Here is a 24,678-nt window from a genome sequence, read left to right as displayed (position 1 = left end):
TGATTAGCAGCGGATTTTTCAAAAATCAACAGCCCAAAGGCACATTATTCCTATATTGCCGGTATACTCTTTAAGACTTTATCATAATTGACAGAAACAAATGGCAAATCTTTTGTTATCCGTTCTTTAAACCAGTCCAGATATTCTGCCCGAAGGTGCGTAAGCTCATCGGGCCAGTAATTCTGGGCATACAGATATTCATCGCCCATCTGATATTTCATGAACAGGTCGATTTTCCTAATCCAATATTCACTTATTGTGTTTGCCGCTGAATATCCTCTTAAGTATGAAATCAAACAGCCTTCAGCAAACTCTGTCCGTTCTTCTTCCCTTCTGTGTCTCAGCGGCCCGGCACCTTTCAATACCATAAAAAATATGGCGCTGGCAATATCTGCGGCATACCAGTTAAACTGGCAGGCATCAAAATCAAAAAGTTTGATTTTCCCATTATGCACAAAAAAATTATCGGTATGGACATCCCAGTGAATAATACCATAATTGTCATTCCTTTTGGGAAGCCTGTTTATTTCATCATAATATTTTTTCAGACACAGCCGAACCCTTTCATCGTCTATAACACTTTCATAACGCCATGCGTTTACGGAACCTGTCCATTCAAATTCAGGACTTATGATAATATCCTCATAGCCCACAGCAAGCCTGTGCATCTCCCCCATAAGCTCCCCGAGATGAAAAAATAGTTCCTCATTAAACTCCTCCGGATTATCTATATCAACGGTTTTTCCGGGCGCTTTTTCGAACAGGCACAGGATATATGCTTTATCCCCGGTATTTATTACTTCAAAGAGAGAATTCCTTAAGCTTTTCTGCGGCCGGACAATTTCAGACAGATTATCCGATAAATATTCCATCCATTTCAGTTCAAATGCGGTATGCTTTTTATTATCGATGCTATACTCTGATGCCCTCAGTATGTATGCATTTTCTCCTTTATTCACTTCAAAAACCAGGCTGCCGGAATTGCCTGTTGTAATTTCATGAACTAATCTGACATCATACAGTAATTCTGCCTGCTCCAGAATAAAGCGGTTATCTGTCCCCATTCCTCTGCTCCTCATCAATTCTTCTACAAATCAATTCACTGCCTTGCAGCAACCTGCCGAATTGTTTTTATCTAATTATAGCAGAACAAAATAAAAAATGAAGCACTGTATATTTATTCCTCAAAATATACAGTAACTTCATTTTATAATTATTGTCAGATCCTCATACCTGCTGCCGATTATCTATGATTATCCTGCTTTTTCTTTTTTCTCGAGAAAAACGGGTACTAAAATGAGAATATCCTTATAAATAAAGGGGAAATAGACAAATAAAGCCAATAAAAATCAATGAATTACAACGGAATTACAACAAATGAAAGAGCCTAATATGACGACTTATACTAAGAAATAAATGGATATTATGTGATAGAGGATTTTTATAACCAACTTTAATTAAATCATAAAAATCTTAATTAATCTTAATTTCATCAAAAAATCAAAATATATTATGTTAAAATACGGTTATAGATATTATAAAATCTTTTTGATTTAGTAATTGGTATTCTTGGAGGAAACAATATGATAAAAGGTAAGTTTTGGTATACGACATTTGTTTTATTACAGTCTATCAGTTAATTCATATAATATAATAACCGATAGAGTATAAATGCACACTTATTTCTGATATTATACGCGTGAATATTTGTATTAAAAGCGTTATGGTCTTACAGGTGCACAGTAGATAATGACAGATGAGCTTAATGAGGTTAGGAGTGAGTAATATATGAAGAATAAAGAGAGCATAGGCATATTATTAGTAGCCTTAGGAATTATTGCTATGTTAATATCTTTTAATGATATCATTAGTATTCTTGTTGATATAGTAGGCAAATTATTTAAATTAGAATTACCTGTTGTATTTTTTAGTTCGTTTTTATTTAGAGCATTCATAACATGTATAGGTGGACTAATATGTCTATCAGGAGCTTTGGTTTTGAAAAATAAAAATAATCGATGTACGTAAAAAGTGATATATTTATGTATATTTCGATTTTTTGAATTGAAAAAATACTGATTATTTGCTAATCATACTAATTTAATATATATTGATTATGGGGGGGAAGTCCTTTTCTAAAATAAAACATATACATACACTTACTTACTGGCATCGTTAATAACTTGAATGTAAGTTGTTTGGTTGATTTTTTAATTTATACTTGCCCTTCCCCCTCTTTACATTTTGTCTGGATTAACCCCACTCTCCCTAATCCAGACATGTTCTTCTATATGAATCAAGAAGAATTATAAGGGGAATGTCATTTAGTTAAAATGCCAACATTGTCATTCGACGCTAGTATAGATGAATAAATAGCTTTGGATTCTCTTAATTCACCAAAAACAAATATATTATGTTGGAACAAAATTGAAGATATTAGACAGTAATTCAAATCAAATTCTTATTGAAGGTTGGAGGTAGGAGTATGATAAAAGGTAAATTTTGGTATATGAAATTTGTTTTATATCACTCTATCAGTTATTACATGTGTTAACTGATAGAGTATAAACATACTTTTATCCATGACTATAGTATTATTCAAAATGAGATAAAACACAACTGTTTCATGCATATGTTTTCTTATTGACTTGATAGAATTTGAATTAAAAGGAGATGAAATTCATGAAAAAACTTATGTGTTCGCTTTTGGCTACAATCATATGCTTAGGAGTTACTGGATTTCCTGTATATGCACAAGAGATGCCCAATATTGAAGATAATAATGTTGAAGAAATCGATTCATTATCATCTACATACGACAGTTCTTTAATAGATTGGGATTCTATCGACTTTATTTCTGTTTTTTATTTAGATGGAAGTTTAGAGGAAGACCCATTCTTAAAAGAAGCACAAGACAGGGGAATATCAATTATTTTAGAGCCTACTGTCTACATACAGACGAGAGCAAGCAGTTTTAAACATTTTAAAAGCATATCTTGGATAAGTCGTTCTGATGGTATATCACTGAGCGTAATGCCTAACAGTCCTTTCACAATTAGCAAAGAATCTGCTTGGTCAGAGATATATAAATTTATTCAATACCATCCCATGTATACTCAAGTAAAGAATGATACAAAGCAAACAAGTATGTATAACCAGTTTGTATGTCATGCAGACTTTGCAAAAGGATTCAAAACACCATGGAATCTTGAACCGTGGAGGCAGGATAAAGGCTACTGGGGATTTGTCAGAGGTGGCTGTAACTAAGATACTAATATTTTATGATATAATGAATAAAATATTAAACGGTAAAATGAGGAAAGGAATTTATTATGTGGATACTATTTGGAATTTTAGCAATTTTATTTACAGCAATAAATATGTTGTTTACACTAAATCATAAAAATGGAAAATGGTTTGGATTTGTTGCAATATCTCTCACTGCTTTAACACTATGTGCATTTCATAATATGAGTGCTGATTATGTGAACAATCAAGATTGGTCATCATTGCAGGATATAGTTCCCACTATGACCAAAATGTATTGGATTTTTACTGCTATTTCTATAATAATAAATGGTTTTTGCCTTTGGAAAAATAACTCCAAATGATTTTCATGATAATGATAAGACAAATATTTGTACCAATTTAAAATTGAAAGTACATGATAATACTTTTCAATAAACAGCTAGTATTCTTTGATTTTAAAGAAGCTTTTGCTCATGAATAGAAAACAGATGGAGTGAATCGGGCACGGTGTCGGGAAAATCTCTCAGATTTTTCCGACATCCTTTGGAAGTGCCCGGTTTGCTCCATCTGTGAGCGAGCCTGTGGCAAGCGATTATCAAGCCCCCGTTATCTAACAAGGGGGGCATAAAAAACAAGAGACAAGAGACAAAGGTAAGCGGAAACGCTGAATATATAAGGGAAAATCCTGTTTTATAGGGTGTGACATTTTTTTACATGAATGTCACTATGGAAAATTGAATATTGAAAAGCAGATTAGACAGTTGATTGTAAAAGATTGACTGTCTTTTCTTATGTGAAGATTTATGACTAGGCAATTATCAAGTATGGTAGTTGCCTTTTTTGATTGGAGGAATTTTAAAATGAATGATAAAAACTTTTTAGAAGAATTGAAACAAAAGCGTGATGAATACGGAGTAACACAAATACAAATAGCAACTGCTTGTGGTATCACTAGAGAATATTATAACCGTATTGAAAATGGCAAGTTACCATTAACAGATGAACTCAAAGAAAGGCTTACAAGCGAATTAGAGCGACTTAATCCACAAGAGCCATTATTTATATTGATTGACTATTTTCGTGTCCGCTTCCCTACCACAGACGCATTGTCGGTTATCAAGAATGTATTGAAACTCAACCCGAAACATATGCTTCGTGAAGATTACGGAAAATACGGATATGAAAGTCAGTATTATATTGGCGATATATTTGTTATGTGTTCTGCGAATGAGCAGTTAGGGGTACTGCTTGAATTAAAAGGTCGTGGTTGTCGTCAAATGGAAGCCTACCTATTAGCACAAGAGCGTTCATGGTATGACTTTATGATGGACTGTATGACCGCTGACGGTAAAATGAAACGACTTGATTTGGCAATCAATGACCGAGCAGGAATACTTGATATTCCACGCTTAAAGGCAAAATATAAGGCTGGCGAATGTATCTCCTTATTTCGCAATCAGAAAGGCTATGACGGTACAGAAAAATGCGGAAGTGATGTTCCTAAAAATACTGGCGAGACTCTGTATCTTGGTTCTACAAGTAGTGAATTATATATGTGTGCCTATCAAAAGAATTATGAGCAAGCAGTCAAGAAAGGGATAGAACTTGAAGAATGCGAGATTAAGAACCGATTTGAAATCCGCATGAAGAATGAAAGAGCCTATTATGTGGTTGTTGATTTACTGACCTATTATGACGCAGAGCATACCGCCTTTTCTATCATCAATCATTATGTGCGTTTTCTAAAAAGAGATGATACCTTGCCAAAACGGTCATGGGAACTTGATGAGGACTGGGAATGGTTTATCGGAAAAAACAGAGAAAAGATACGATTAACAACACAGCCCGAACCATATACCCTAGAGAGAGCATTAAACTGGGTACAAAGGCAAGTTGCACCAACAATCAAGATGTTGCAAGAATTGGATAAGCAAAACAATACCACAATATTAAAAGACATGATAAATAATACGGAACTCAAGAAAAAGCATAAGCATTTACTGGAATTAGAAAAATCGAATATAGAAGATCGAATTTATACCGACATTTCACAAGAAGATGACGGTATTTTTTAATTTTTGCAACAAAACGACACTTTCAGTACAGATATGATGTGAATGAAGAAAAATATAACTTTTTGTCGAGAAAGCGTCACAAATCTTACTTTACTGTACAGATATGTTACGGAAGAAGAAAATCAAATTATTTTCATTTTATGGAAGCAAATCGACTGTTGCTGTCCCTATATAGAGTAGAAGAAGAAAAAATAAAATTCTTTCGTAATCCACCATACAAATCAGCCTTTGCTGGACAGTATTATGTGAAAGAAATTAAATCTTTTTCAATATTAGGCCATTAAATCGACAGTTCCGTTCCTTATATGATATGGAAAGAAGATTTTTTCATCAAGAAGTCATTAAATGACTGATTACTGGACAGATATGGTGCAGAAAAAGAAAATAAAACTTTTTCGGAAAATATGTCGCAAATTCGCTTTTACTGGATAGTGTTATGTGAAAGAAGTAAAAAGATTTTTGAAATGGTTAGCAAAATGCACCTTACAGTTGAGTGTTGATGTGAAAGAAATAAAAAAGTTTTAAAGATTGGTTATCTTTCCCTACTTATCCAACGCGGTATATACGAAAAGGAATTTTCTTCTTTCGGTGTTCTTTGACAACTGAATAAAACAGTCTGATACCTTTGACAAGCAGTAAGCCGTTGAAATTGATACGCCATGACCTTTTATAAAAGCGAGCGAATACTGTCAATGTTTCATGAGATACCTTTATCAAATATCTTTGCCATGACCTGCTCTGTCAGATAATGATACTCCCGTACAGCCACAGCTTGAGCGTTAAGAGCGTCGCACGCAATGGGTACGGCTACATAAGAACTATGCAGAGGTGGAACTCCTGTGGGCTATGATAAAAGCCGTCAGACTGTTTAGAAATCCATGACAGAAAGGGGGTGTCATTTTATGCGTGATTTAAGTATGCCACTATGGGAACGATACTTGATGACGATTGAAGAAGCGTCCATGTATTTCCGTATCGGCGAAAACAAACTTCGTGAAGTCGCAAATGAACATAAAGATGTCTGCGTGCTTCAAAACGGCAATCGTATGCTTATCAAGAAAAAAGCATTTGAAAAATTGATAGATGAATTGGAACAAATCTAGTGAAAAAGAGCCTTGTGCGTGATATGATAGTATCAAGTCGTATATACAAGGCTCTTTCTTACTTTGAAAGGAGTTAGAAAGATGTCAGCATTAAAAAGACGAGATAACAAGAACAGAGTATTACAAAGGGGTGAAAGTCAAAGAAAAGACGGCAGATACTGTTACAAGTATGTCAATGCACTTGGAAAACCACAATACGCTTACGCATGGAAACTGTTGCCTACGGACAGAACACCAAAAGGCAAACGAGAAGATTTGTCATTAAGGGAAAAGGAACGAAACATACAGAAAGATTTGTATGACGGTATCGACACCAAAGGAAGCAAGATGACCTTATGCCAGTTATACGCTAAAAAGAACGCTCAAAGACCGAATGTAAAGAAGAATACGCTTAATGGTCGTAAATACCTTATGCAAGCCTTAGAGGACGATTTACTGGGCTTAATGAGTATTGACCGTATAAAACCATCAGACGCTAAAGAATGGGCGATACGCATGAAAGAAAAGGGATTTTCATTCAAGACAATAAGCAATTACAAGCGTTCCCTAAAAGCATCCTTTTATATGGCGATACAAGATGACTGTGTACGAAAAAATCCGTTTGACTTTAGTTTAAGTGATGTGATTGAAGATGACAGTAAACCGAAAATCGCATTAAATGAAAAGCAAGAAAAAGAACTGCTTCACTTTATCAAGCATGACAATGTGTATCAGAAGTATTATGATGATGTGCTGATACTACTTAAAACCGGACTTAGAATATCAGAGTTCTGCGGACTGACAAAGAAAGATATCGATTTTGAATATCATACAATCTGTATCAATCATCAATTACTGAAAGACAAGGACGGCTACTACATAGACGAACCGAAAACAAAGAGCGGTATTCGTAAAGTGCCAATGAGTGATGAAACAGAACAAGCATTTCATAGAGTATTGAAAAGAAAGCAGAAATCGAAGATTAAAGAGATTGACGGTTTCAAAGATTTTCTATTTCTTTCCGTTAAGGGTTATCCAATGCAAGAAAGCAACTATAAATATGCACTTAGAGGGATTGTGAAGAAGTACAACAAGAACCATGAGGAGCAGTTACCGAACATCACACCGCATATATTAAGACATACATTCTGTACGAAGTTAGCACAAATGAACATGAACCCAAAGAACTTACAGTATATCATGGGACACTCAAGTATTACGATAACATTAGACTTATATGCTCATGCTTCGGAAGTTGGAGCAAACAAAGAAATGCGAAGTTTGATAGCCTGATTTACAACGCATTATACAACTTTTGAGAGCCAAGATATGAGGAGTTTTACCTAAGTTAAGTGAGGGTTCAGCCAATAAGAAAATGCCGAAAAGCCTTGAAAAATAAGGATATATCGACACTTTGAAGATTTATGAAAAGATAATCAAAAAGCTACTCTGTTTTTATATGCAAAAACAGAAACAAAACTAATACTATAACAGCAGCTATGGCAAGGGACACATACAGGATAACAGGCGCCGTATCTCCTGTCGTCTGCCCCATGGCCCATTCACCGAGCACCTCACCATAAGCATTCCGGTATTCATAGGTGCCGTCCGGTTTCTGATAACGGGTATATTCACCCAGCAGGCTTCCATCCTCTTTCCATACACGGATAACGGAAGGGCTGTCCTGAAGGGATGGATCCGGAACACTTCCTACCCTGAAATCTATCATCCCCCCAAATCCGGCGGCCGGTATTACAGGAGGCTGAGTCTGTGTCTCCTGGGGTAATAAAGATGCCGGAGAAGCATCAGCGCCGGATCCTCTGGAATTTCCGTTGTCGCCGTGATTGTTCTCTTCCGTTCTATTTCTGGTATTTACAAAGGTAACGATAGTCTCCGTGTCAGCGGTAATTGTACCTGTCCCATTTGATCTGCTCACAGCGTAGCCTTCTGAACTGTAATCCTGCTCCTGTACTTCATAGGTAATGTCTTTAGGTAAATCAAATATGGTTAAGGCCTGTCCGTGACGGAGGGTGAAGGTATCACCGTCTGACAATGTCCCGGTCTGACTTCCTCCCTTAATATAGGAATAGCTGCCCTGCACAGAACTTGTGTCTGCATTCTTAAGAGAAAGGGTGAAGGTAAATTCCCGTCCTGTTTCTCCGTCATTTCCGGCTACCTGTTTTTTAACAGTAAGACTTCCTACCGTTCCCTGCCTGTAGTTCTGTACTTCTATTTCATTTCCTCCGCCGTCAATTTTTGTTACCGGAGTCCCGGATCCATTCTCCACAACAACCTGATAGGAAAGGCCTGATAGATTATATCCGGAAGGAGCCTGTGTTTCCCGCAGTATGTACTCTCCTGCAGGAAGAGCCTTCAGCATTAGGGTACCATCCGACCCGGATGCTGCCTTTCTGATTTCTGCACCGCTCTCCTTGGAAAAAAGAGTAAATTCTGCCCCCTGTAGAGGATTCGTACCATCTTTTTTCGTAATCTTTATCCATCCGCTGCGGGTGAGGACAGCGCCTGCCGAAGTAGCATCAATATTGTACCTCTGCTCCGCCTTCTCAGGCTGTGTTCCCAGACCGGACAACTGGGCTTTGTTGGAAATTTGTCCAATCGTTCCTGTTATATCCGTCACATAACGAAGGCGATATGCTTCTTCCTTATCCGGAGGAATAAATGTAATCGTACGTGTCGCACTGTCATATCGGAAATTCGCCGCTGTCGGAGTTATACTTTCATTTCCCGAACAGGTACCATCCGAAAGCATAGTAAGTTTTTCTATGGTTATGTTGTTTTCCATAATCAATTTACCGGTTGCATCGGTTCGTAAATCCACGCCGGTCGGTAAAATGTCCGTTATCTCTACCTGTCCGTCACGGGACATCCCATATGGACAATACAATACCTCCCATGTCAGTTCACCAATCGAGGAATTACCGTTCAGCACCTTTTTGCTGAGAATCTCGCTTTTAATCTTGGGCTTCGCATTTACACTGACAGCAGTCGATAAATTATTGTTTTTCAGCGCGGCCTGATTCTGCGGTTCATATTCTGCGTTTTTGCTGAAATATTCCTTCGCGGTATCTTCATTCGGCCCGGCCTTAAGAAGAATTACATAGGAACCTTTCAACTCATTGAATGTAAAAGTAATTCCATTCTTTCCATTAACCATACTGTTGGATACATTCAGAAAAGCGGACGAATCCGTAACCTGTTCATAAGCATTCTTACCAATCGCTTTATAAAGCAGGAATTTCTCCCCGGCCAATGTACGGAAATCCCAGCCCTCCGGCAGTTCGTCGCTTATCTCAAATTTCCCAAGTGCCGTTCCGTCCGGCGTTGTTTCTGCAGTAACATCCGCTATATTATTTTCATTCACATAGAGCCGGTATACAACAGATTTATCAATATAATCAAAGCTGTCTGCTGTGGAAGAAGAATTGACCGCACTGTAATTTTGGATGTTCTGCTCTATTTCACTAACTGCATTCCTGCTGAGCATCTCTTTAGAAAGCATATTGCTTTGTATCTTCTGATTACCTGACGCAGTACGTACCTCACTTGCTCCATCCCACAATACAACAGTATTGCTGATAGTAGTTTCTTTATTAGATGCATAGTAATCAGGGTTCGTAACTACCGCTTTAAATTCAAAGGAATTATTTTCAGTTGGGGTAAAACCGCCGCTGCTTCCAGTGACTATCAATACATCGGCTATGGCTTTTCCGCTATTTTGCAATGTTACTACTCTGTATTGTATAGCTGATGATGTGGAAAAACTGCCTGCAGCAAATTTCTGATAATAACCGGCTTTCTTATCTTGTATCATTTTCTCGCAAGCCACTTTTTCGTCAGTGCTAAGACCTGTCGAAGATAAAATACTGTTTATATCCAATGCCGATAAACTATCCTGATCCCCATAAACAAGCACTTCCATAATCCACAGATCATTATAACTTTGCCCTTTCACATCCGCCGTTACCTTCCATGACAGCGTATGAGATGCGGCGTCATAATTACTGCTGCCTTCGCGTTTTGACAGGGCATTGATTCCTATGGAAACTTTAGCTTCGTTACTCGCATATGAAGAACTTCCAAATTCCAGTGCAGCTTTATTACTGAATGTTTTCACTTCTACTGACTGGCTTGTATCTGTAACCTTCGTTTCAAAGGTTACTGTTACCTTTTCTGTAATGTTTCCAAGGCTAATGGACAGATATCTACTGTTGCTTGAATATGAAATATCTCCACCTGATACCTGATTTACTCCTCCATCACCTATTTTTTTAGTAACTGAATTGGTATCAAGTTCCAGCCCTTCCGGCAAAGTATCCGTAATCTTTGCATCCGTAATCGTCTCCTCGACCTGGTTCACCGTTATTGTCCACTTTATTTTTCTGTCTGACGGATCATATACGCCGCCATTATACTCATTTTCAGCTGCACCTTCCTTGCTGATCCACGTTCGCACGAACTTCACTTCTGCCGGAAGCTCCAGTACCTTTTCCTGCCCTTTGCTTACAATAGCTTTATTAGTAATTTTCTGCTCTCCGGTACTTTCCAGTTTATCAGCCGGTATTTCGGTTTGAAAGAACAGCCATCTTTCCCCTTCACAGGTATCCCCGATGGATGCTTTCTCCCATTCAAATTCATAGGTGAGAGTATTTTCAGCCGAATCAAAAACCTTGCTGTCTGCCACCGGCTGCTTATCCGAACCATTCTCCGCTTTACCCACAAAAAAACTACCTGCAACATATGCACCCACACTATCCAGATCATCACTCCATATATATCCTGACAGGTCTCCGTCAGCTCCGCCTTCCTTTTCAGCTGCTTTTACCCGGATTTTCCAGTTGACAACCTTGTTTCCTTGATCCGCTTCCCCTGTTTTTTTGCCTGTTATCACCAGTTCTTTTTCCGGTACTACCACATAATAGTTGTCTCCAAGAATAGATATATTATATCTTCCCGGCGCTTTATCCGCCGGATCAGGAGCATATTTCATATTTGCTTCATAGTAGGCTGAAACCCTAAATAAACCAGGATTATCTAACTCACCGTTAAATATAATCTTGATATAGGAGCTGCCCCCATCATCATATAATGTTACATCACCGATTTTCACCCCATTTGTGGTCCACAGTTCATCAACATATCCTCCGGTTACCTCAAGTTCCTGAGGAATGGGAAGCAGGACATAATCACCACCCTTTATATAGGTGTCATCAGCATGTTCATCTATATTATCATCTCCTGCTACCGGGATACGATCCATCTGATACTTTATATGAATGGTCTTTAAAGAAGACAGTTCTCCATCAGGATCTACCGTACCTCCATCCTGGCTCACTATCGCAGACAGATCTCCGTTAATCAAATTCGTCTTATCCTCTCCGCCATTCCGCGTAACTGTCTGCTTTGAAGAACCCTTCAGCATATTGTCCGTTTCTTCCTCTGTCTCCTGGGTTCCGTCCGTTTCTTCCGTTTCGTCTGTCTCTTCCGTCTCATCCACATTTTCTGTTTCCGCAGCTTCTTCCGTCCCGCCCGTTTCTTCCTCAGTTTCTTCTTCCGTTTCCGTAACTGCCGGTCCATTATTGCCTGATACGCTTTTTTCTGAAGAAGCCTCTTCCGCCTTTACAATTCCGGAACTGAAAAACAAGAAAAAAGCGAGAGCCAATGATAACAACTCCCACCTTTTATTTTTATGCCCTTTATTATGACTGCCACTCTTCATTAACTCATCCTCCGTAAGAAAAAATTATTAACATTAATTATAATTGTTTCTTACAGAGGCTTTCGAGCCTGACCGCTTCTCTTTCTGCGCAAAACAGCACCTCTTTTACGCAAAAAAGATTATCCTCTTACCTTCTCCCTGACATCCACCAGTATCCGGATAGTAAAAAGGCCTTCTCCATAATAACTGTCAAACTGTGCCCCATATTTCCTCACAAAAGCTGCTACCCCCTTGAGTCCCAGTCCATGGCCGTCTTTCTCCCCGCTATCCGGAATTACACCATCTAAATCAATATCCGGCTTTTCATATTCTTCACAGCTGTTAACCGTTTCCACTATCAGCAGCCCTTGTTCATAACGCAGAAGAAGGTTTACCCTGCGTTTTTCTGGTTCCTTATTCCTTACAAAGTTAATGGCATTTTCCAGCAGATTAGCTGTTACTGCCGCCAGTTCCATAGTACTCAGGGCAATTTCCCTGGGTACCGCCGCGGTAATCTGCACCTTTTCCCCAAATTCCTCCGCTTTTGCCGCCAGGCTGCACAATACACTGTTCAATGTGGGATTTTCACAGTAGCGCTTCAGCTTTCCCTCCTGTATCTCTCCTGTCAATTCCCGAATCAGTTTTTTGGCCTCCCCATATTCCTCCTGTTCCAGAAGGACATAGACCGCGGAGGCATAATGCCGCAGATCGTGACGCAGCACCATCAGCTTCTGTTCCGCCTCCTCAATCGCCTCACACTCCAGCTCCAGGCCTTTCTGATAAGACTCCAGCACAGCATTCTGTTCCATGATTTTCCCATACTCAAAGTCCTGCCGGGCCTGGGACAATATAATGATATAAGAAACCATCATCGTAAATAACAGACAGAAAACCACAGGAATATTCTGCGGCTTTCTATCCAGGAATACAGGAAGATATACAATAATGCAGAAGGTACCATAAAACATTGCCGGTATCAGACAAAGCCGCAGCCAGCCCTTGTTGGTCTGCTGCAGAACAAGCTGATAAGTTCTGCGGATTCTGAGTATCAGAAGCAGCAAAAGACCCAGATGCACTGCAAAAGCAACCAGCAGGCCTTGTTCCATATTCCCCGTATAAACAAAAGCCACACCGCCGGCAATTCCTCCCGCCATAGTATAATTAGAGGCACTCAGACCGATAAACAGATCACGTGCATCCCGGTTTCTGGATACCAGAAAAACAGTCCCCTGTATCAAAAGGATCTGCATCACAGTGATCACAATATTAATCCCGCCAAATCCGTCGGAATATAAAATCTTCCACGCATAGGCCAATGTATCCAGGACTATCGCAACCAAACAAAAGAAAGCTGTTTTAGGCAGAGAATATCTGCGCGGCAGAAAAGAAAGTAGATACAGCATCAGGAACAAAATTCCAAGAAAATAATTCCATATATCAAACATACGCCCCCCTATCTGTACTTATCGGTCATAAAGCCCAGATATTTCCGTTTAACCCAGGGAGCTTTGTTCCGGCTGACCGGCAGTATCTGTCCGTTTTCCATTGTGACGCTGTCCTGCTTATACCGGCTGATATATTCCATATTTACCACATAAGACTTATGTATCTGCACGAAAGTCCAGCTGTCAAGCAGCTCCTCCACCGCCTTTTCAAAAGGCCTGCGCAGCACAATACTATGAATACATGTCCCATCCTTTGCATAAAGATACAGACTCCGCTGCCTGCATTCCACATACAAAATACCGGAATAGGCAAAAGTCAGAACTCCCTCCGCCGTTTTAATCCGGAAAACCGGTTCCCGGTTCAATTCCGCCTGCATAAGGGCATACTGCACCGCCTCCTGAAACACCGCCTCTTCCAACGGCTTCACCAAATACCTGCATGCAAGCACCTGATAAGCCTCCAGCGCATAATCCACCGATGTCGTAGTATACATTATAATACTTTTACGTTTTTGGGCACGAATCAGATTCCCCAACTCTATCCCGGATTTATCCGGCATCAGAATATCAAGAATATAAATATCCGCATACTCCCCTTCCTCAATCCTGGCATACAGCTTTCCCGGATCCGAGTACTTATTAACAGCAAACAAACTATCAGGATTCCTCTCCCTGTAATGATAAAGCATTTTCTCCATATACATCAAATCCTGCAGACTGTCATCACATATCGTAATAAAAGGCATTGTAAGCACCGTCTTCCATCTTTCAGCATAAAATTCCAAGTTTCACGGAGCAGTTTTATTTTACACCTGATAATTTTCAATTACAATAAAAACCTAATTGTTACTATTTTCTAAATCTGCCTTCCTGTTACAGTTCACTCCCAGCTGCCCCTCCTGCGCGCTGTCCCCTTGTCCTTTGGCTGTCGCCTGCCTGCTGGCTCACTCATTTTATCAGGCGGCGTACCATATGGATCGTCAGCTGTATCTCAAAAACAGGGAGCTGTTTCTTACCATTTTGTACCTGTGCTCCACTGCCCGCCCTTAGCGGCGATGTTTGACGACCAAAGGGAGGAGTTCAGCCGCGTTGGCAGCGGAGTATAGGTATAAAATGGTTAGAAACAGCCCCTGTTTTTGTCTACAGCTGACGATCCATATGGTACGCCGCCTGATAAAATGAGTGAGCCAGCAGGCAGGCGACAGCCAAAGGACAAGGGGACATCGCGTGCAGGAGGGGCAGCTGGGAGTGAACTGTAACACTTTCCATGCACATAATTCTTTTCACACCAATACAATATATAAATGGAAAAATACAGGAGCAGGCCATGGCTATTACTTCCCTGGATATTCTCAACCTCTCCCACTCACTGAAAGACCTCTGTGATGTAAACTGCAAACAAACGGAATGCCTGACCCAGACCCTGCAGTTTCTTCTGGAATATAACCTGATACAGGCCAATCTGGAATTCAGCCGGCAGTTCGCCTGTCCGGGAGATTCCCGTCCGCCCCTTTCACCGGCTGTATCTGTTGCAAAGGAACGCCGGCTGGAAAAAGATATTTCGGAAATTGATGCTTTGAGAGGATAATCGTTCCTGCTGGAAAAAAATTTCCATTTTGCACCTTATCTTTTATACGTTTTCAGCCGAATTTATATGTACGAATGAATCTTTACCTTTCATAAAATTATACAGGATACAGGAGCAGATAAAATGGAATTTGAAATGGATGAATTGTACCTTACTATTATAAATAACCTGAATGACGGAGTCTATTTCGTCGACCTTGACCGGAGAATCCTTTTCTGGAATAAGGCAGCGGAACGGATCACCGGCTACAGTGCCGATGAAATCATGGGCAGGCAATGTCAGGATAACATACTTAATCATATCGATGAGGATGGCAGGCCGCTGTGCGTTATCGGCTGTCCTCTGTTTGCTACCATTATAGACGGAAAACAGCGTCAGGCCCGCGTTTTTGTACGGCATAAGGATGGTTACCGTATTCCCATATTAGTTAATATCTCTCCAATGAAAAAGAACGGGGAAATCGTGGGAGCCATTGAAATCTTTACTCAGAATTCCCCTACAGTCTATGAAGATAATCTGGTAGAACATCTTTCCGGCATCGCCATGCATGATGCCCTCACCCAGCTTCCGAACCGCCGTTACCTGGAAAGCTTTTTAAATTACAAATTAAATGAGTATAAACGGTTTGGCCGTTTATTTGCGGTACTTTTTGCGGATATTGATGATTTCAGTCATTTCAATAATGAGTATGGCCATGATACAGGCGACAGAGTGCTGGTAAATATCGCTTCCAGCATAAAGAAAAATATGAACCGTAATGATTTGATCGGCCGGTGGGGAGGAGAAGAATTCGTAGGGATCTATTCCGTTGTCAATGATTATGATGCTCCCATCATCGCCGAAAAATTCCGGCAGATGGTCCTGAACACAGAGGTTGCCCATGAAGACACCGCTCTGCATATCTCCGTATCCGTCGGAATCGCCCTGATAAGGAATGATGATACGCCGGCCTCTATTCTGGAACGCGCGGATCATTGTATGTATCAGGGGAAAAAGGCCGGGAAAAACCGCGTGACTTCTGACTGATTCTGTACTTTATCCCCCGGCCTTAATACCTTTTATAACATATATCCTTACAGAAACATCTCCGCATATTTGTTTGCATCCGCAAATATCTCTGCGGCCTTTAACGGCGCTTTCTCCAATGTGCCGTCTACAATGGTGATTGTAGGGATAATTCCCTTTCTCAGCGGGCATCTTTGGATAGGGTTATATCCCAGCTCATGTACCCCGGTACTCCCTCTCGATACATCTCCAAGACACAGATGCCCGAAGCCCCTGGCATAGGTATCAAACATGGGCGCATAGGCTTCGTCATGCCAATGCAGGACTCCGTCCGTGTGCCCGCACTGAAGAAGCGGAATGCAGGCTGCAAGACCATCGTACCAGGCCTCTCCGGATAAAAGCAGTTCAGGATTATGAGCCTTCAGCCGTTTCATCAGCTGTTTGACCCCGTCATAAAGGTTATGGTTAGGATCGTTCATCCATACCGCAGCGATATCAAAAAATGCCGCGTCAAAACCATACTCATCCATCAGCCCCGTCACCTGGGAATACAGCCGGTTCTGCCATCTGGGTGCCGCCGGGTTCAGATTGCGGTTGGATGCATGATCGTAATGGCGGGATCCATCCCAATCCACGCTGCCGCCATACTGATTTCCTCCCGGTCCCCGGAATTCGGAAGGCAGTCCCCATTCCTCATAATTATCAAAATGGGTTCCCACAATATTTATCCCGAACATAGGCATTACGTGGACGCCCAGCTCCTTTGCTCCCTGACATAATTTCAGGAAGCCTTCCTTTCCTCCCATTCGTTCATCCGGGGAATAATTTCCATACTTCCAGTAATATCGTCCTTCCCAGCCGGGCAGATAAGCGAGCACACGGCGTCCTTCCACCTGTTCACAAATCTTTTTCAGATTCTCCAGCACCTGTTCATAGTCATTGAATATATAACCGGTCCAATGCTGACAATGAACAGCGGCAACCAGTGATATTTCCCTGGCCCAATCCGGTACATCCTCCCTTTTTTCCCATGGCACAAGACCATAACTTTTTTCCACATGAAGCCGGTGAGGCTCATAGACAGCTTCCATACTCTCTCCCTGCCCTACTTCCCATTCCGGGGTTTCTATTCTTCCCGACATCTGTGCGGCATTTTCCTCAAAAATCAATTCCGCCGCAAGCTCTTTTCCTGTACGGACAAAAACAAAACGCTTATCCCTCACTGAAGTATCCAGGGAGCGGTAATAGTTCAGCCTTCCCTCCGTTGTCTGTAAAATTACAAGCGGCGTTCCCACATCGCGCCAGCCTTCCGGATATTTCAGATTCAGGCCTTCGGGCGGAATCTCTCTGGGCCTGGAATCGATAAGATTAATCAGTTTCCCCTCGGCTATTCCATGAATGGTAACTTTTATGCAGCGTATATCTTCTTCATAACTGTCAATCTGTGCAGCCGCCTTAATCCGTATCCCGTTTTCACAGGCTCTGGCATGCACTTTTACATACCCCGGCACCTTCATCTGCCCTCCGGCAAAACACAGCCCGTTTCCGGCTGCCGTCAATTCTTCCTTTTCCTGTGTAACGACCATCCCGGCCTCATCAGGGGCATAAGCATTCCGAAATGTGTAAATCATGATGGAAAATTCAATCCCCTTCAGAAAAAAATGTGGGGTTGGAAATGTAAAACTTAAATCCTGCATCGAATAAACCTCCTTTTCTGCTTGTTATGATGCTTTTCAGTATACAGGCTTCCCTTTCCCGCACAAAGGCCCTCCTGTTTGGAATGTGTGTCCTATTTTCTCATAAATTATCACTATCCTTACCCGGCAGAGTTAAATAAACAACAGTTCCCTTCCCCGGAGTACTGTCTACTTTTATCCCATACTCTTTTCCAAAGTAAAGATGAATCCGTTCTTCCACATTCGCCATTCCTATATGGCTGAACCGTATCCCATTTTCCTCGGGCTTTTCCGCAATTGTTTCCGTCCGGAAGCCTTTGCCATTATCTGCAACCTGAACGCAGAGCCTGCTTTCCTCAAAATAAGCGCGTACCAGAATCTGATATTCCTCATTTCCGTTTTCCATTCCTGATTCTGAAAATCCATGTATAATGCTGTTTTCCACAAAAGGCTGCAGAGAGAATTTGGGAATCCTGCAGTTCTCCGTTCCAGCATCCAGTTCCGCCCTGATTTGAAAATTCTGGTTTCTCCGAAAGGACATAATGGCCGCATAATTTTTTACATACTCCAGTTCCTGTGACAGGGTGATGATCTCGTCTCCGCTGTTCACAAGCCGAAGCAGGGATATCAGAGAAGTGGTCATATCCGCTGCGTCCTCCGTACGTTTAAGCCTGGCCAGAGATTTAATAGAATTAAGAGTGTTATAAAGGAAATGAGGAGTGATCTGTGCCTGAAGGAAATGAATTTCCGCCCTTCTTTTCTCGTTCTGCTCTTTCTCTATATCGCTGATTAAATTCCTGATTTTTTCCGACATCTGATTAAAGCCATCTCCCAGCTGCCCTAATTCATCTCTTCTGGGAATATCCACCCGGGTCTCCAAAATTCCCTTTTCCATATTAGCCATCGCTTTGCTTAGCCGTCCGATTGGAGTATTCAGATAATGGTACAAAACCACAGCCGCTATCACGGCCAGAATGGCTGTGAGCGCCATAACAAATAATACCAGCCAGGTAATGGCATGAATCGACTCATTAATATTGGTCAAAGGATTAAAATACAAATATGTCCAGCCATTGGTTTCCGATTCGGCAAAGCTCACAAGATACGTTCTATCCTCCAGAAGGAGGGAAACTACTCCTTTTTCCCCTGAAAGAACGCCTCCCGCCCCCTCCTTCCAAAGCAGTTCCTGCAGCTTTGCCTCCTCTTCCACGGATGCACCGTCCGTATAGACAATTCTGTCCTCTCCATCCAAAAGGACATAAAAAGCACCTTTATCCATCGTCCTTGTCAGAAGTTCTTTATAATACTCCGATGTAAAATTAATCAGCGCCACCCCGATATTTGCATTTGCAGAAGCATCATAAATAGTCCGATAGGCATAGATAACCGGCTCCTCCCCTTCTGTAAATACCTTCCAGTGGATAGAAGCATCAGCCTGAAGGAAACCGGAAAAAGGCTCCCTTTTGGTATAATCCCCGGCAAGATTCATCCCGCCGCTATTTCCCCTTATCAGAGGAAGATCACCGTCATTCCATAAAAACGCCGCCATATTCAGGGAATCTCCCCGCTGGCTTATCAAAGAGTCCAGTTTGGATGTCAAAAGCAGAAGATCGGAATAATATATTTCACTTTCTTTTTCTTTCCTGAACTGAAGGAATCCCTGAGTAGACTCAGAAGTGACCAGATCATTCAGAATAGTCTCAAAATTGTGCATGGCCAAATCGAAATTAGTCATCTGGTTTTCCAGGATACTCATTTCGCTTTTCTGCGTGTTTTCCGTAAGGGACTTCAGCAATACCCGATATGAAAAAATTCCTGTAGTCAGAGTTGGAAGCAGGGTCAATAATATCAGAAAAACAGACAGCTTGTATTTAAGGCTGATATGCGGCATTATCTCCTTCTCCTCTCCCCTCTTCTTTTTCCATCAGACTACTTTTCCGGTATTCCCCACAGGTTTTTCCTGTCATCATTTTAAAAAGCCTGCAAAAGTAACGATAATCCGTGAAGCCCGACAAAAGCGCCACCTCCCTTGTGTGCAGACTGCTTTTCTGAAGCAGCTGCATGGCATGGCCTATACGGATTTGATTCAGTAAATCCGTATAATTCATTCCCACCTCATCCTTAAATATCTTACAGAAATAGGCTCGGCTCATGCAGGCCATCTCCGCCAGCTGATTTAAGGTAACGGTTTCCTCATAATGCTGAAACAGATATACTACTGTTTCCCGTATTTCTCTTCTGGATATCTTCTGCAGAAAGGAAACCGCCTTACCGCACTCACTGACAATCTCTTTCAGCTGTTCAAAAAAAGCGGAACACGTGGATGCATTCTCAAGTTCGGACAGCCTTTTTTCCTGATTTTCCATGCTTTCACGAAAATCACGCAGCTTCCCGGCCGTTTCCCGCTTCAGAATCTGTTCCGGCGGCTCCTGGCGGACAACGGCCTGACGGAATTCCTCATAACTTTTCTCAACCTTCTCCGGGCTTTCCGTTGCCATGACTGAAATAAGTTCTTCCCATTCCGCAAAAGGAAACTCACCTTTTTTACAGCCATCCTCCGGAAAAGCCCCTTTTTCCACCAGACCGGAAATATTGTCCGTAATAGTCCTGTACCCCCGGTAAAAACGAAGATGGCAGTATTCATGCATCCCGCGGAGCCCTTCCGGAAGTTCCTTCAGCTGCATGCAGATCCGGCCTGCACACATAAAGACAGACATATCCATATAGGTAAATACTTCCTGCAGTATATTCAAAAGCTTTGTCATCAGGGTAATTATTATAAGAAAACTCACTTCCGGGATAAAGACTGCCAGAAATAAAAGCCCTTCCTTAACAGGAGCTCCATAAATCCTGCATTCCCCGCCTGCACGCAGGGCGGCATTCTCCAGCTTCTTCCATAATCCTTCCGCATCCTTCAGTTTTTCCCGGTCTTCAAATTCAACGAGCACAGGGATCCAGGCTCCCCCGTTCACAGGAATCTCCAGTCGCAGGGCCTGGTCATACATCCTCCGGTAATCCAGTTGATCCTGATATACCTGCTGCCAGAAAAGACAGCCCAGGTCATAACGTGCATCCTTCTGCATCTGAAACAGCTGTTCCTGTTCCTGAATGGAGCGCTTTTTCGCCTGTATTTCCTTTTCCATCTGCATCAGGAACTTTTTCAGATTCTCTCTTTCAATCTCATACTTAAGGAGATATTCCACAGCTCCCGCCTTCATGGCTTCCTTCACATACAGGAAATCATCATAATTGCTCAATACGGCAAAAACTATATCCGGGCAGATCTGCTTTGCCTGCAGGATTAATTCCACACCGCTGATTTCAGGCATGGAGATATCCGTAATCACCAGTTCCACCGGTATTTCTTCCAATATTTTTAAAGCCTGCCCAGCACTTTGTGCGGTCAGCGGAGCCTGAAATCCACAGTTCTCCCAATGTATCAGATTACAGATATCTTCCAAAATCAGCCAGTCATCGTCTACAATCAAAACCTTGTGCATGATTTCCCCTTCATATTAAGACGGTAAAAACCCTGCAGCCTGCAGGGTCTTTGCCAAAACTACATTTTCTTATTGAGACGCATCTTTTGCAGCATAATCCACGAGAATCTGCTGTACATTTTCTGCAAACTGATCGGAGGATATTTTCCCCAAAAGCCATTCATCCATCACGTTATTTACCTTCTGATCGGCTTCCTGGTAATAAGAATTGTAAGGAACCTTAATCGTATGGTTCATCCCTTCCTCCGCACATTTCTTACCATTTTCGTCTACCGCGCTTCCCAGGCTTTCGTCAATAACCGAATTAGCAACATCCTTTGCCACAGGAACACCGCCCACACCGGTTTTAGCCAGCGCCTGGAAAGCAGGAGTGCTCATGATAGCCTTTACGGCTTCCCATGCTTCCGCTTCGTGTTTGCTTCCTTTAAAGATAACAAAGGAATCCACGAACTGGCTTGTAAAAGCCTCGCCGCCTGTTCCTGAAGGAATAGCTGCTATACCCACGTTAAAGTCCTTAATATCCTTGATAGCTCCCAGCCACCATGTTCCGTCCAGTATCATGCCCAGGCGTCCCGCTTTGAACATATCAAACGCTCCCATTACCTTTGTATCTGTAGGGCGGGGCATACTGTAATCAACACGCAGCATTTCATCGAACCATGCATACACTTCTTTGCTGACAGAGTCATTCATAGTAGGCGCTCCGTTATCATCAAACACGTTATTGCCGCCTAATGATTTATTAAACATACCAACCGCAGCCATATAAGGCCCTGCTGAAAATCCATATGTTTTTGTTGCGCCTTCCCCGCCGGTAAGGGCTTTTGCCATATTCTTATATTCCTCAAAGCTGGAAGCTTTGTTCCAGTCTGCCGATGGATATTCCAAACCTGCCGCATCAAACATATCTTTATTATAATACACCAGATAATAATTCAGGCCGGAGGGCAGGCCATAATAACGGCCGTCTGCAAATGCGGAATTTTCAAAGGTTTTTTCATAATACTGGCTCATGTCGAAATCATTTGCCATATAATCCGTCAGATCAACCACCTGCCCTTTGTTGATAAGCATGGGCATATAGGATTCAGCGATCCTGCCGATATCAGGAGCACTGCCGCCTGCCATCTGCGTAATAACCTTCTGATAATATTCCGGCCATCCGGTACAGGGCACTTTATTGATCTTAATGGCAATATTTTTTCCTTCCGCCTCCAACTGACGGTTTGCCTCATCAATCATGGCTGTCCAGCCATCCACTTCATTGGAATAAGCCGCCATGGAAAAAGAAATTTCCACCTTTTCCCCGGTATCCGCGGTTTTGTTATCCGCAGCGGGTTCTGCCGTGCCGCCATCCTCCTTTTGCCCGGCAGCGGTCTGTGAAACCGCATCCTGCGCGGCATTCTTCGTCCCCCCGCAGGCGCTCAGCCCCAGAACAAGGCACCCTGCCAACAGAATCGATACTGCTTTTCTCATCTTTTTCATTGAAAACCCTCCTTAAATATTTTAATGTTTTTCGGCTCTTTTTGAAAGAGCCATTTTATCCCTTCAATCCGGTTGCCGCGATGCCTTCGATAAAGGAACGCTGAGCAAACAGATAAATAAGAAGCAAAGGCAGAACAGCTACCGTGGAGCCTGCCATTAAAAGTCCCCAGTCAACCGCATAAGCGGAACGGAAGGAATTGATGATTAAGGGCAGTGTAAACAATTCCTCCGTATTCAGGTAAATCAAAGGCCCGACAAAGTTATTCCAGTTGCCCACAAAGGTAAACATCCCCAGGGTCACCAAGGCAGGCTTGCACAGCGGGAGCATGATTCCGGCATATATCCGCAGATATCCCGCACCGTCCAGCTTTGCCGCTTCTATGTAAGAATCCGGCACCGATACCATGAACTGCCGTATTAAGAATACGCCATAAGCATTAACCATGATCTGCGGTACTATCAGCGGCAGATGGGTATCCACCCACCCGATTTTGCTGAAAACCACATATAAGGGTATCAGCGTCACCTGTGAAGGAATCAGCATCGTGGCGAAAATAAGGCCGAACAGCTTTTTTTCTCCCGGAAAACGAAGCTTGGCAAAGGCAAATGCCGCCAGGGAGCTTGTGAAGAGGACACCGGCTGTTGATACCACCGCAATAAACAGGCTGTTGCATATCGCTCTTCCCGTCGCCGCAAGTTCAAAAACTTCCTTATAGTTTCCAAAGTATAGGGGAAACGAAAACCATAGCTTTGGCGGCATCTCCAGCGCCTGGCTGTCAGTCAGGAAGGAGGTCTTAAGCATCCAGTAAAAAGGAAATATCATAGTGATGGCTCCTGCCATCAGTACAAGATGGCTAAAAAAGTTCTTAATATGTTTTCTTCTGCTAATTGTCATAATTCACCAACCTTTTAGATACGATAAACTGAATGGCGCTGACCGAACCCGCAAACAGCACCAGGACTATACTCGCCACACTGGCCGAACCCAAATCAAAATACTGGAAGGCCTGGTTATAAATATACATAACAAGAGAATAGGTGGAAAACATCGGGCCGCCCCGTGTCATGATATAAGCCAGATCAAACATATTAAAAGCGTCAATCATCAGCATCACAAAAATGAAAAAAGTTACCGGAGAAAGCATGGGCAGTGTAATACTTTTGAATTTCTGCCAGAAGGAAGCCCCGTCCATTTCCGCCGCCTCATAATAGGTGGAAGAAATCCCTTTCAGCCCTGCCAGAAAAAGCAGGAAATAATATCCCATCTTGGACCAGGCCGACATTATGATCACCGCCACTCTCGCCCATACCGGATCCGCCAGCCAGCCCGGCCCTTCAATGCCAATCGATCCCAGCAGATAATTAATCAGTCCCATATCCGGAGCATACAGCCAATACCAGACCATGGCGACAGCAACTGTTGAGGTAACCATGGGCATGAAAAACGCACTTTTATAAAATGACAGCCCCTTCAGCTTTTGATTGGCCAGCAAAGCAAGTCCCAGAGAAAATATCATAGTCAGCGGAACAATGCCCAGAATAAAAATCGCCGTATTCAGAAGGGTTTTATAAAAGACGTCCCCGTCAAACACAAACACGTTCCAGAAATTCCGACCGCCTACAAATTGCGGTGCATTCATAAAATCCCAGGAACAAAAACACAGTACTACCGCAAAGATAAGCGGCACCAGTACAAACAGGGTCAGCCCGATAATCTGGGGCGCTATAAAAAGATAGGCGGCCGTTATTTCCTTCCTGCGGTACCGGCTACTCTTTCCTGCCTGCACCGTCATTTTTTCCCTCTTCATTTCACTCCTCCTCTTTCAGCAAGCTCTTTTTCTTATGAATACAGCATAC

At 42.1% G+C, this 24,678-nt stretch carries 18 protein-coding genes; 8 read left to right on the top strand and 10 right to left on the bottom strand.

Annotated features, from left to right (window positions below):
* Positions 1 to 50 precede the first annotated feature (50 nt).
* On the bottom strand, positions 51 to 1,064 hold the full coding sequence (locus BLA28_RS25770) for a phosphotransferase enzyme family protein (RefSeq protein ID WP_071699652.1): 1,014 nt from the start codon (positions 1,062 to 1,064) through the stop codon (positions 51 to 53).
* A gap of 724 nt (positions 1,065 to 1,788) precedes the next feature.
* Here BLA28_RS25770 and BLA28_RS33520 point away from each other — a divergent pair.
* The 6 genes from BLA28_RS33520 (at position 1,789) to BLA28_RS25740 (ending at position 7,699) form a co-directional block, all read left to right on the top strand.
* Positions 1,789 to 2,028, top strand: coding sequence for a DUF2583 domain-containing protein (locus tag BLA28_RS33520; protein WP_143131527.1), 240 nt, complete (start codon positions 1,789 to 1,791; stop codon positions 2,026 to 2,028).
* 654 nt (positions 2,029 to 2,682) lie between these two features.
* Positions 2,683 to 3,267 (top strand): DUF2599 domain-containing protein, encoded by a 585-nt coding sequence (locus tag BLA28_RS25765; RefSeq protein WP_071699651.1) that lies wholly within the window; start codon positions 2,683 to 2,685, stop codon positions 3,265 to 3,267.
* A gap of 65 nt (positions 3,268 to 3,332) precedes the next feature.
* Positions 3,333 to 3,611: a hypothetical protein gene (locus tag BLA28_RS25760; RefSeq protein WP_071699650.1), complete on the top strand. Its 279-nt coding sequence runs from the start codon at positions 3,333 to 3,335 to the stop codon at positions 3,609 to 3,611.
* A gap of 498 nt (positions 3,612 to 4,109) precedes the next feature.
* Positions 4,110 to 5,324, top strand: coding sequence for an XRE family transcriptional regulator (locus BLA28_RS25755; RefSeq protein WP_071699649.1), 1,215 nt, complete (start codon positions 4,110 to 4,112; stop codon positions 5,322 to 5,324).
* A 902-nt stretch (positions 5,325 to 6,226) separates the two neighbouring features.
* A complete protein-coding gene (locus BLA28_RS25745; RefSeq protein WP_043037450.1) occupies positions 6,227 to 6,427 on the top strand; it encodes an excisionase in 201 nt (66 codons plus the stop codon).
* An 81-nt stretch (positions 6,428 to 6,508) separates the two neighbouring features.
* Positions 6,509 to 7,699 (top strand): site-specific integrase, encoded by a 1,191-nt coding sequence (locus BLA28_RS25740; protein ID WP_071699648.1) that lies wholly within the window; start codon positions 6,509 to 6,511, stop codon positions 7,697 to 7,699.
* Between the two features lie 151 nt (positions 7,700 to 7,850).
* On the opposite strand, the gene BLA28_RS25735 is transcribed toward BLA28_RS25740, so the two are convergent.
* From BLA28_RS25735 to BLA28_RS25725, 3 genes are all read right to left on the bottom strand, one after another.
* The gene (locus tag BLA28_RS25735) at positions 7,851 to 12,143 is read right to left on the bottom strand and encodes a DUF7601 domain-containing protein (RefSeq protein WP_071699647.1); all 4,293 of its coding nucleotides are present in this window, start codon (positions 12,141 to 12,143) and stop codon (positions 7,851 to 7,853) included.
* Positions 12,144 to 12,262: 119 nt separating this feature from the next.
* Complete coding sequence (locus BLA28_RS25730; protein WP_071699646.1) at positions 12,263 to 13,567, bottom strand: sensor histidine kinase; 1,305 nt, start codon at positions 13,565 to 13,567, stop codon at positions 12,263 to 12,265.
* Between the two features lie 8 nt (positions 13,568 to 13,575).
* Positions 13,576 to 14,313: a LytR/AlgR family response regulator transcription factor gene (locus tag BLA28_RS25725; RefSeq protein WP_069157027.1), complete on the bottom strand. Its 738-nt coding sequence runs from the start codon at positions 14,311 to 14,313 to the stop codon at positions 13,576 to 13,578.
* A gap of 581 nt (positions 14,314 to 14,894) precedes the next feature.
* Here BLA28_RS25725 and BLA28_RS25720 point away from each other — a divergent pair.
* Positions 14,895 to 15,155, top strand: coding sequence for a hypothetical protein (locus BLA28_RS25720; protein ID WP_069409046.1), 261 nt, complete (start codon positions 14,895 to 14,897; stop codon positions 15,153 to 15,155).
* A 123-nt stretch (positions 15,156 to 15,278) separates the two neighbouring features.
* A complete protein-coding gene (locus BLA28_RS25715) occupies positions 15,279 to 16,181 on the top strand; it encodes a sensor domain-containing diguanylate cyclase (protein WP_050018608.1) in 903 nt (300 codons plus the stop codon).
* A gap of 47 nt (positions 16,182 to 16,228) precedes the next feature.
* On the opposite strand, the gene BLA28_RS25710 is transcribed toward BLA28_RS25715, so the two are convergent.
* The 6 genes from BLA28_RS25710 to BLA28_RS25685 form a co-directional block, all read right to left on the bottom strand.
* A complete protein-coding gene (locus BLA28_RS25710) occupies positions 16,229 to 17,857 on the bottom strand; it encodes a DUF6259 domain-containing protein (RefSeq protein WP_069157026.1) in 1,629 nt (542 codons plus the stop codon).
* 100 nt (positions 17,858 to 17,957) lie between these two features.
* Positions 17,958 to 19,727, bottom strand: coding sequence for a cache domain-containing sensor histidine kinase (locus tag BLA28_RS25705; protein WP_069157025.1), 1,770 nt, complete (start codon positions 19,725 to 19,727; stop codon positions 17,958 to 17,960).
* Positions 19,708 to 21,336, bottom strand: coding sequence for a response regulator transcription factor (locus BLA28_RS25700; protein WP_069157024.1), 1,629 nt, complete (start codon positions 21,334 to 21,336; stop codon positions 19,708 to 19,710). Before BLA28_RS25700 ends, BLA28_RS25705 begins: the two co-directional genes overlap by 20 nt.
* 69 nt (positions 21,337 to 21,405) lie before the next feature.
* On the bottom strand, positions 21,406 to 22,821 hold the full coding sequence (locus tag BLA28_RS25695) for an ABC transporter substrate-binding protein (protein ID WP_069157023.1): 1,416 nt from the start codon (positions 22,819 to 22,821) through the stop codon (positions 21,406 to 21,408).
* Between the two features lie 55 nt (positions 22,822 to 22,876).
* Entirely contained in the window at positions 22,877 to 23,644 is a 768-nt protein-coding gene (locus BLA28_RS25690) for a carbohydrate ABC transporter permease (RefSeq protein WP_207648280.1), read from the bottom strand.
* Between the two features lie 61 nt (positions 23,645 to 23,705).
* Entirely contained in the window at positions 23,706 to 24,629 is a 924-nt protein-coding gene (locus tag BLA28_RS25685; RefSeq protein ID WP_207648279.1) for a carbohydrate ABC transporter permease, read from the bottom strand.
* Between the last annotated feature and the right edge of the window lie 49 nt (positions 24,630 to 24,678).

This window comes from Eisenbergiella tayi, assembly GCF_001881565.1.
Taxonomy (GTDB): Bacteria; Bacillota; Clostridia; order Lachnospirales; family Lachnospiraceae; genus Eisenbergiella; species Eisenbergiella tayi.
This window is presented reverse-complemented; position numbering and strand designations above follow the sequence as displayed.

What these genes read in the sequence shown, in the direction of transcription:
- BLA28_RS25770 (WP_071699652.1), bottom strand. Translation starts at nt 1,064, where the DNA reads ATGGGGACAGATAACCGCTTTATTCTGGAGCAGGCAGAATTACTGTAT.
- BLA28_RS33520 (WP_143131527.1), top strand. Translation starts at nt 1,789, where the DNA reads ATGAAGAATAAAGAGAGCATAGGCATATTATTAGTAGCCTTAGGAATT.
- BLA28_RS25765 (WP_071699651.1), top strand. Translation starts at nt 2,683, where the DNA reads ATGAAAAAACTTATGTGTTCGCTTTTGGCTACAATCATATGCTTAGGA.
- BLA28_RS25760 (WP_071699650.1), top strand. Translation starts at nt 3,333, where the DNA reads ATGTGGATACTATTTGGAATTTTAGCAATTTTATTTACAGCAATAAAT.
- BLA28_RS25755 (WP_071699649.1), top strand. Translation starts at nt 4,110, where the DNA reads ATGAATGATAAAAACTTTTTAGAAGAATTGAAACAAAAGCGTGATGAA.
- BLA28_RS25745 (WP_043037450.1), top strand. Translation starts at nt 6,227, where the DNA reads ATGCGTGATTTAAGTATGCCACTATGGGAACGATACTTGATGACGATT.
- BLA28_RS25740 (WP_071699648.1), top strand. Translation starts at nt 6,509, where the DNA reads ATGTCAGCATTAAAAAGACGAGATAACAAGAACAGAGTATTACAAAGG.
- BLA28_RS25735 (WP_071699647.1), bottom strand. Translation starts at nt 12,143, where the DNA reads ATGAAGAGTGGCAGTCATAATAAAGGGCATAAAAATAAAAGGTGGGAG.
- BLA28_RS25730 (WP_071699646.1), bottom strand. Translation starts at nt 13,567, where the DNA reads ATGTTTGATATATGGAATTATTTTCTTGGAATTTTGTTCCTGATGCTG.
- BLA28_RS25725 (WP_069157027.1), bottom strand. Translation starts at nt 14,313, where the DNA reads ATGCCTTTTATTACGATATGTGATGACAGTCTGCAGGATTTGATGTAT.
- BLA28_RS25720 (WP_069409046.1), top strand. Translation starts at nt 14,895, where the DNA reads ATGGCTATTACTTCCCTGGATATTCTCAACCTCTCCCACTCACTGAAA.
- BLA28_RS25715 (WP_050018608.1), top strand. Translation starts at nt 15,279, where the DNA reads ATGGAATTTGAAATGGATGAATTGTACCTTACTATTATAAATAACCTG.
- BLA28_RS25710 (WP_069157026.1), bottom strand. Translation starts at nt 17,857, where the DNA reads ATGCAGGATTTAAGTTTTACATTTCCAACCCCACATTTTTTTCTGAAG.
- BLA28_RS25705 (WP_069157025.1), bottom strand. Translation starts at nt 19,727, where the DNA reads ATGCCGCATATCAGCCTTAAATACAAGCTGTCTGTTTTTCTGATATTA.
- BLA28_RS25700 (WP_069157024.1), bottom strand. Translation starts at nt 21,336, where the DNA reads ATGCACAAGGTTTTGATTGTAGACGATGACTGGCTGATTTTGGAAGAT.
- BLA28_RS25695 (WP_069157023.1), bottom strand. Translation starts at nt 22,821, where the DNA reads ATGAAAAAGATGAGAAAAGCAGTATCGATTCTGTTGGCAGGGTGCCTT.
- BLA28_RS25690 (WP_207648280.1), bottom strand. Translation starts at nt 23,644, where the DNA reads ATGATATTTCCTTTTTACTGGATGCTTAAGACCTCCTTCCTGACTGAC.
- BLA28_RS25685 (WP_207648279.1), bottom strand. Translation starts at nt 24,629, where the DNA reads ATGAAGAGGGAAAAAATGACGGTGCAGGCAGGAAAGAGTAGCCGGTAC.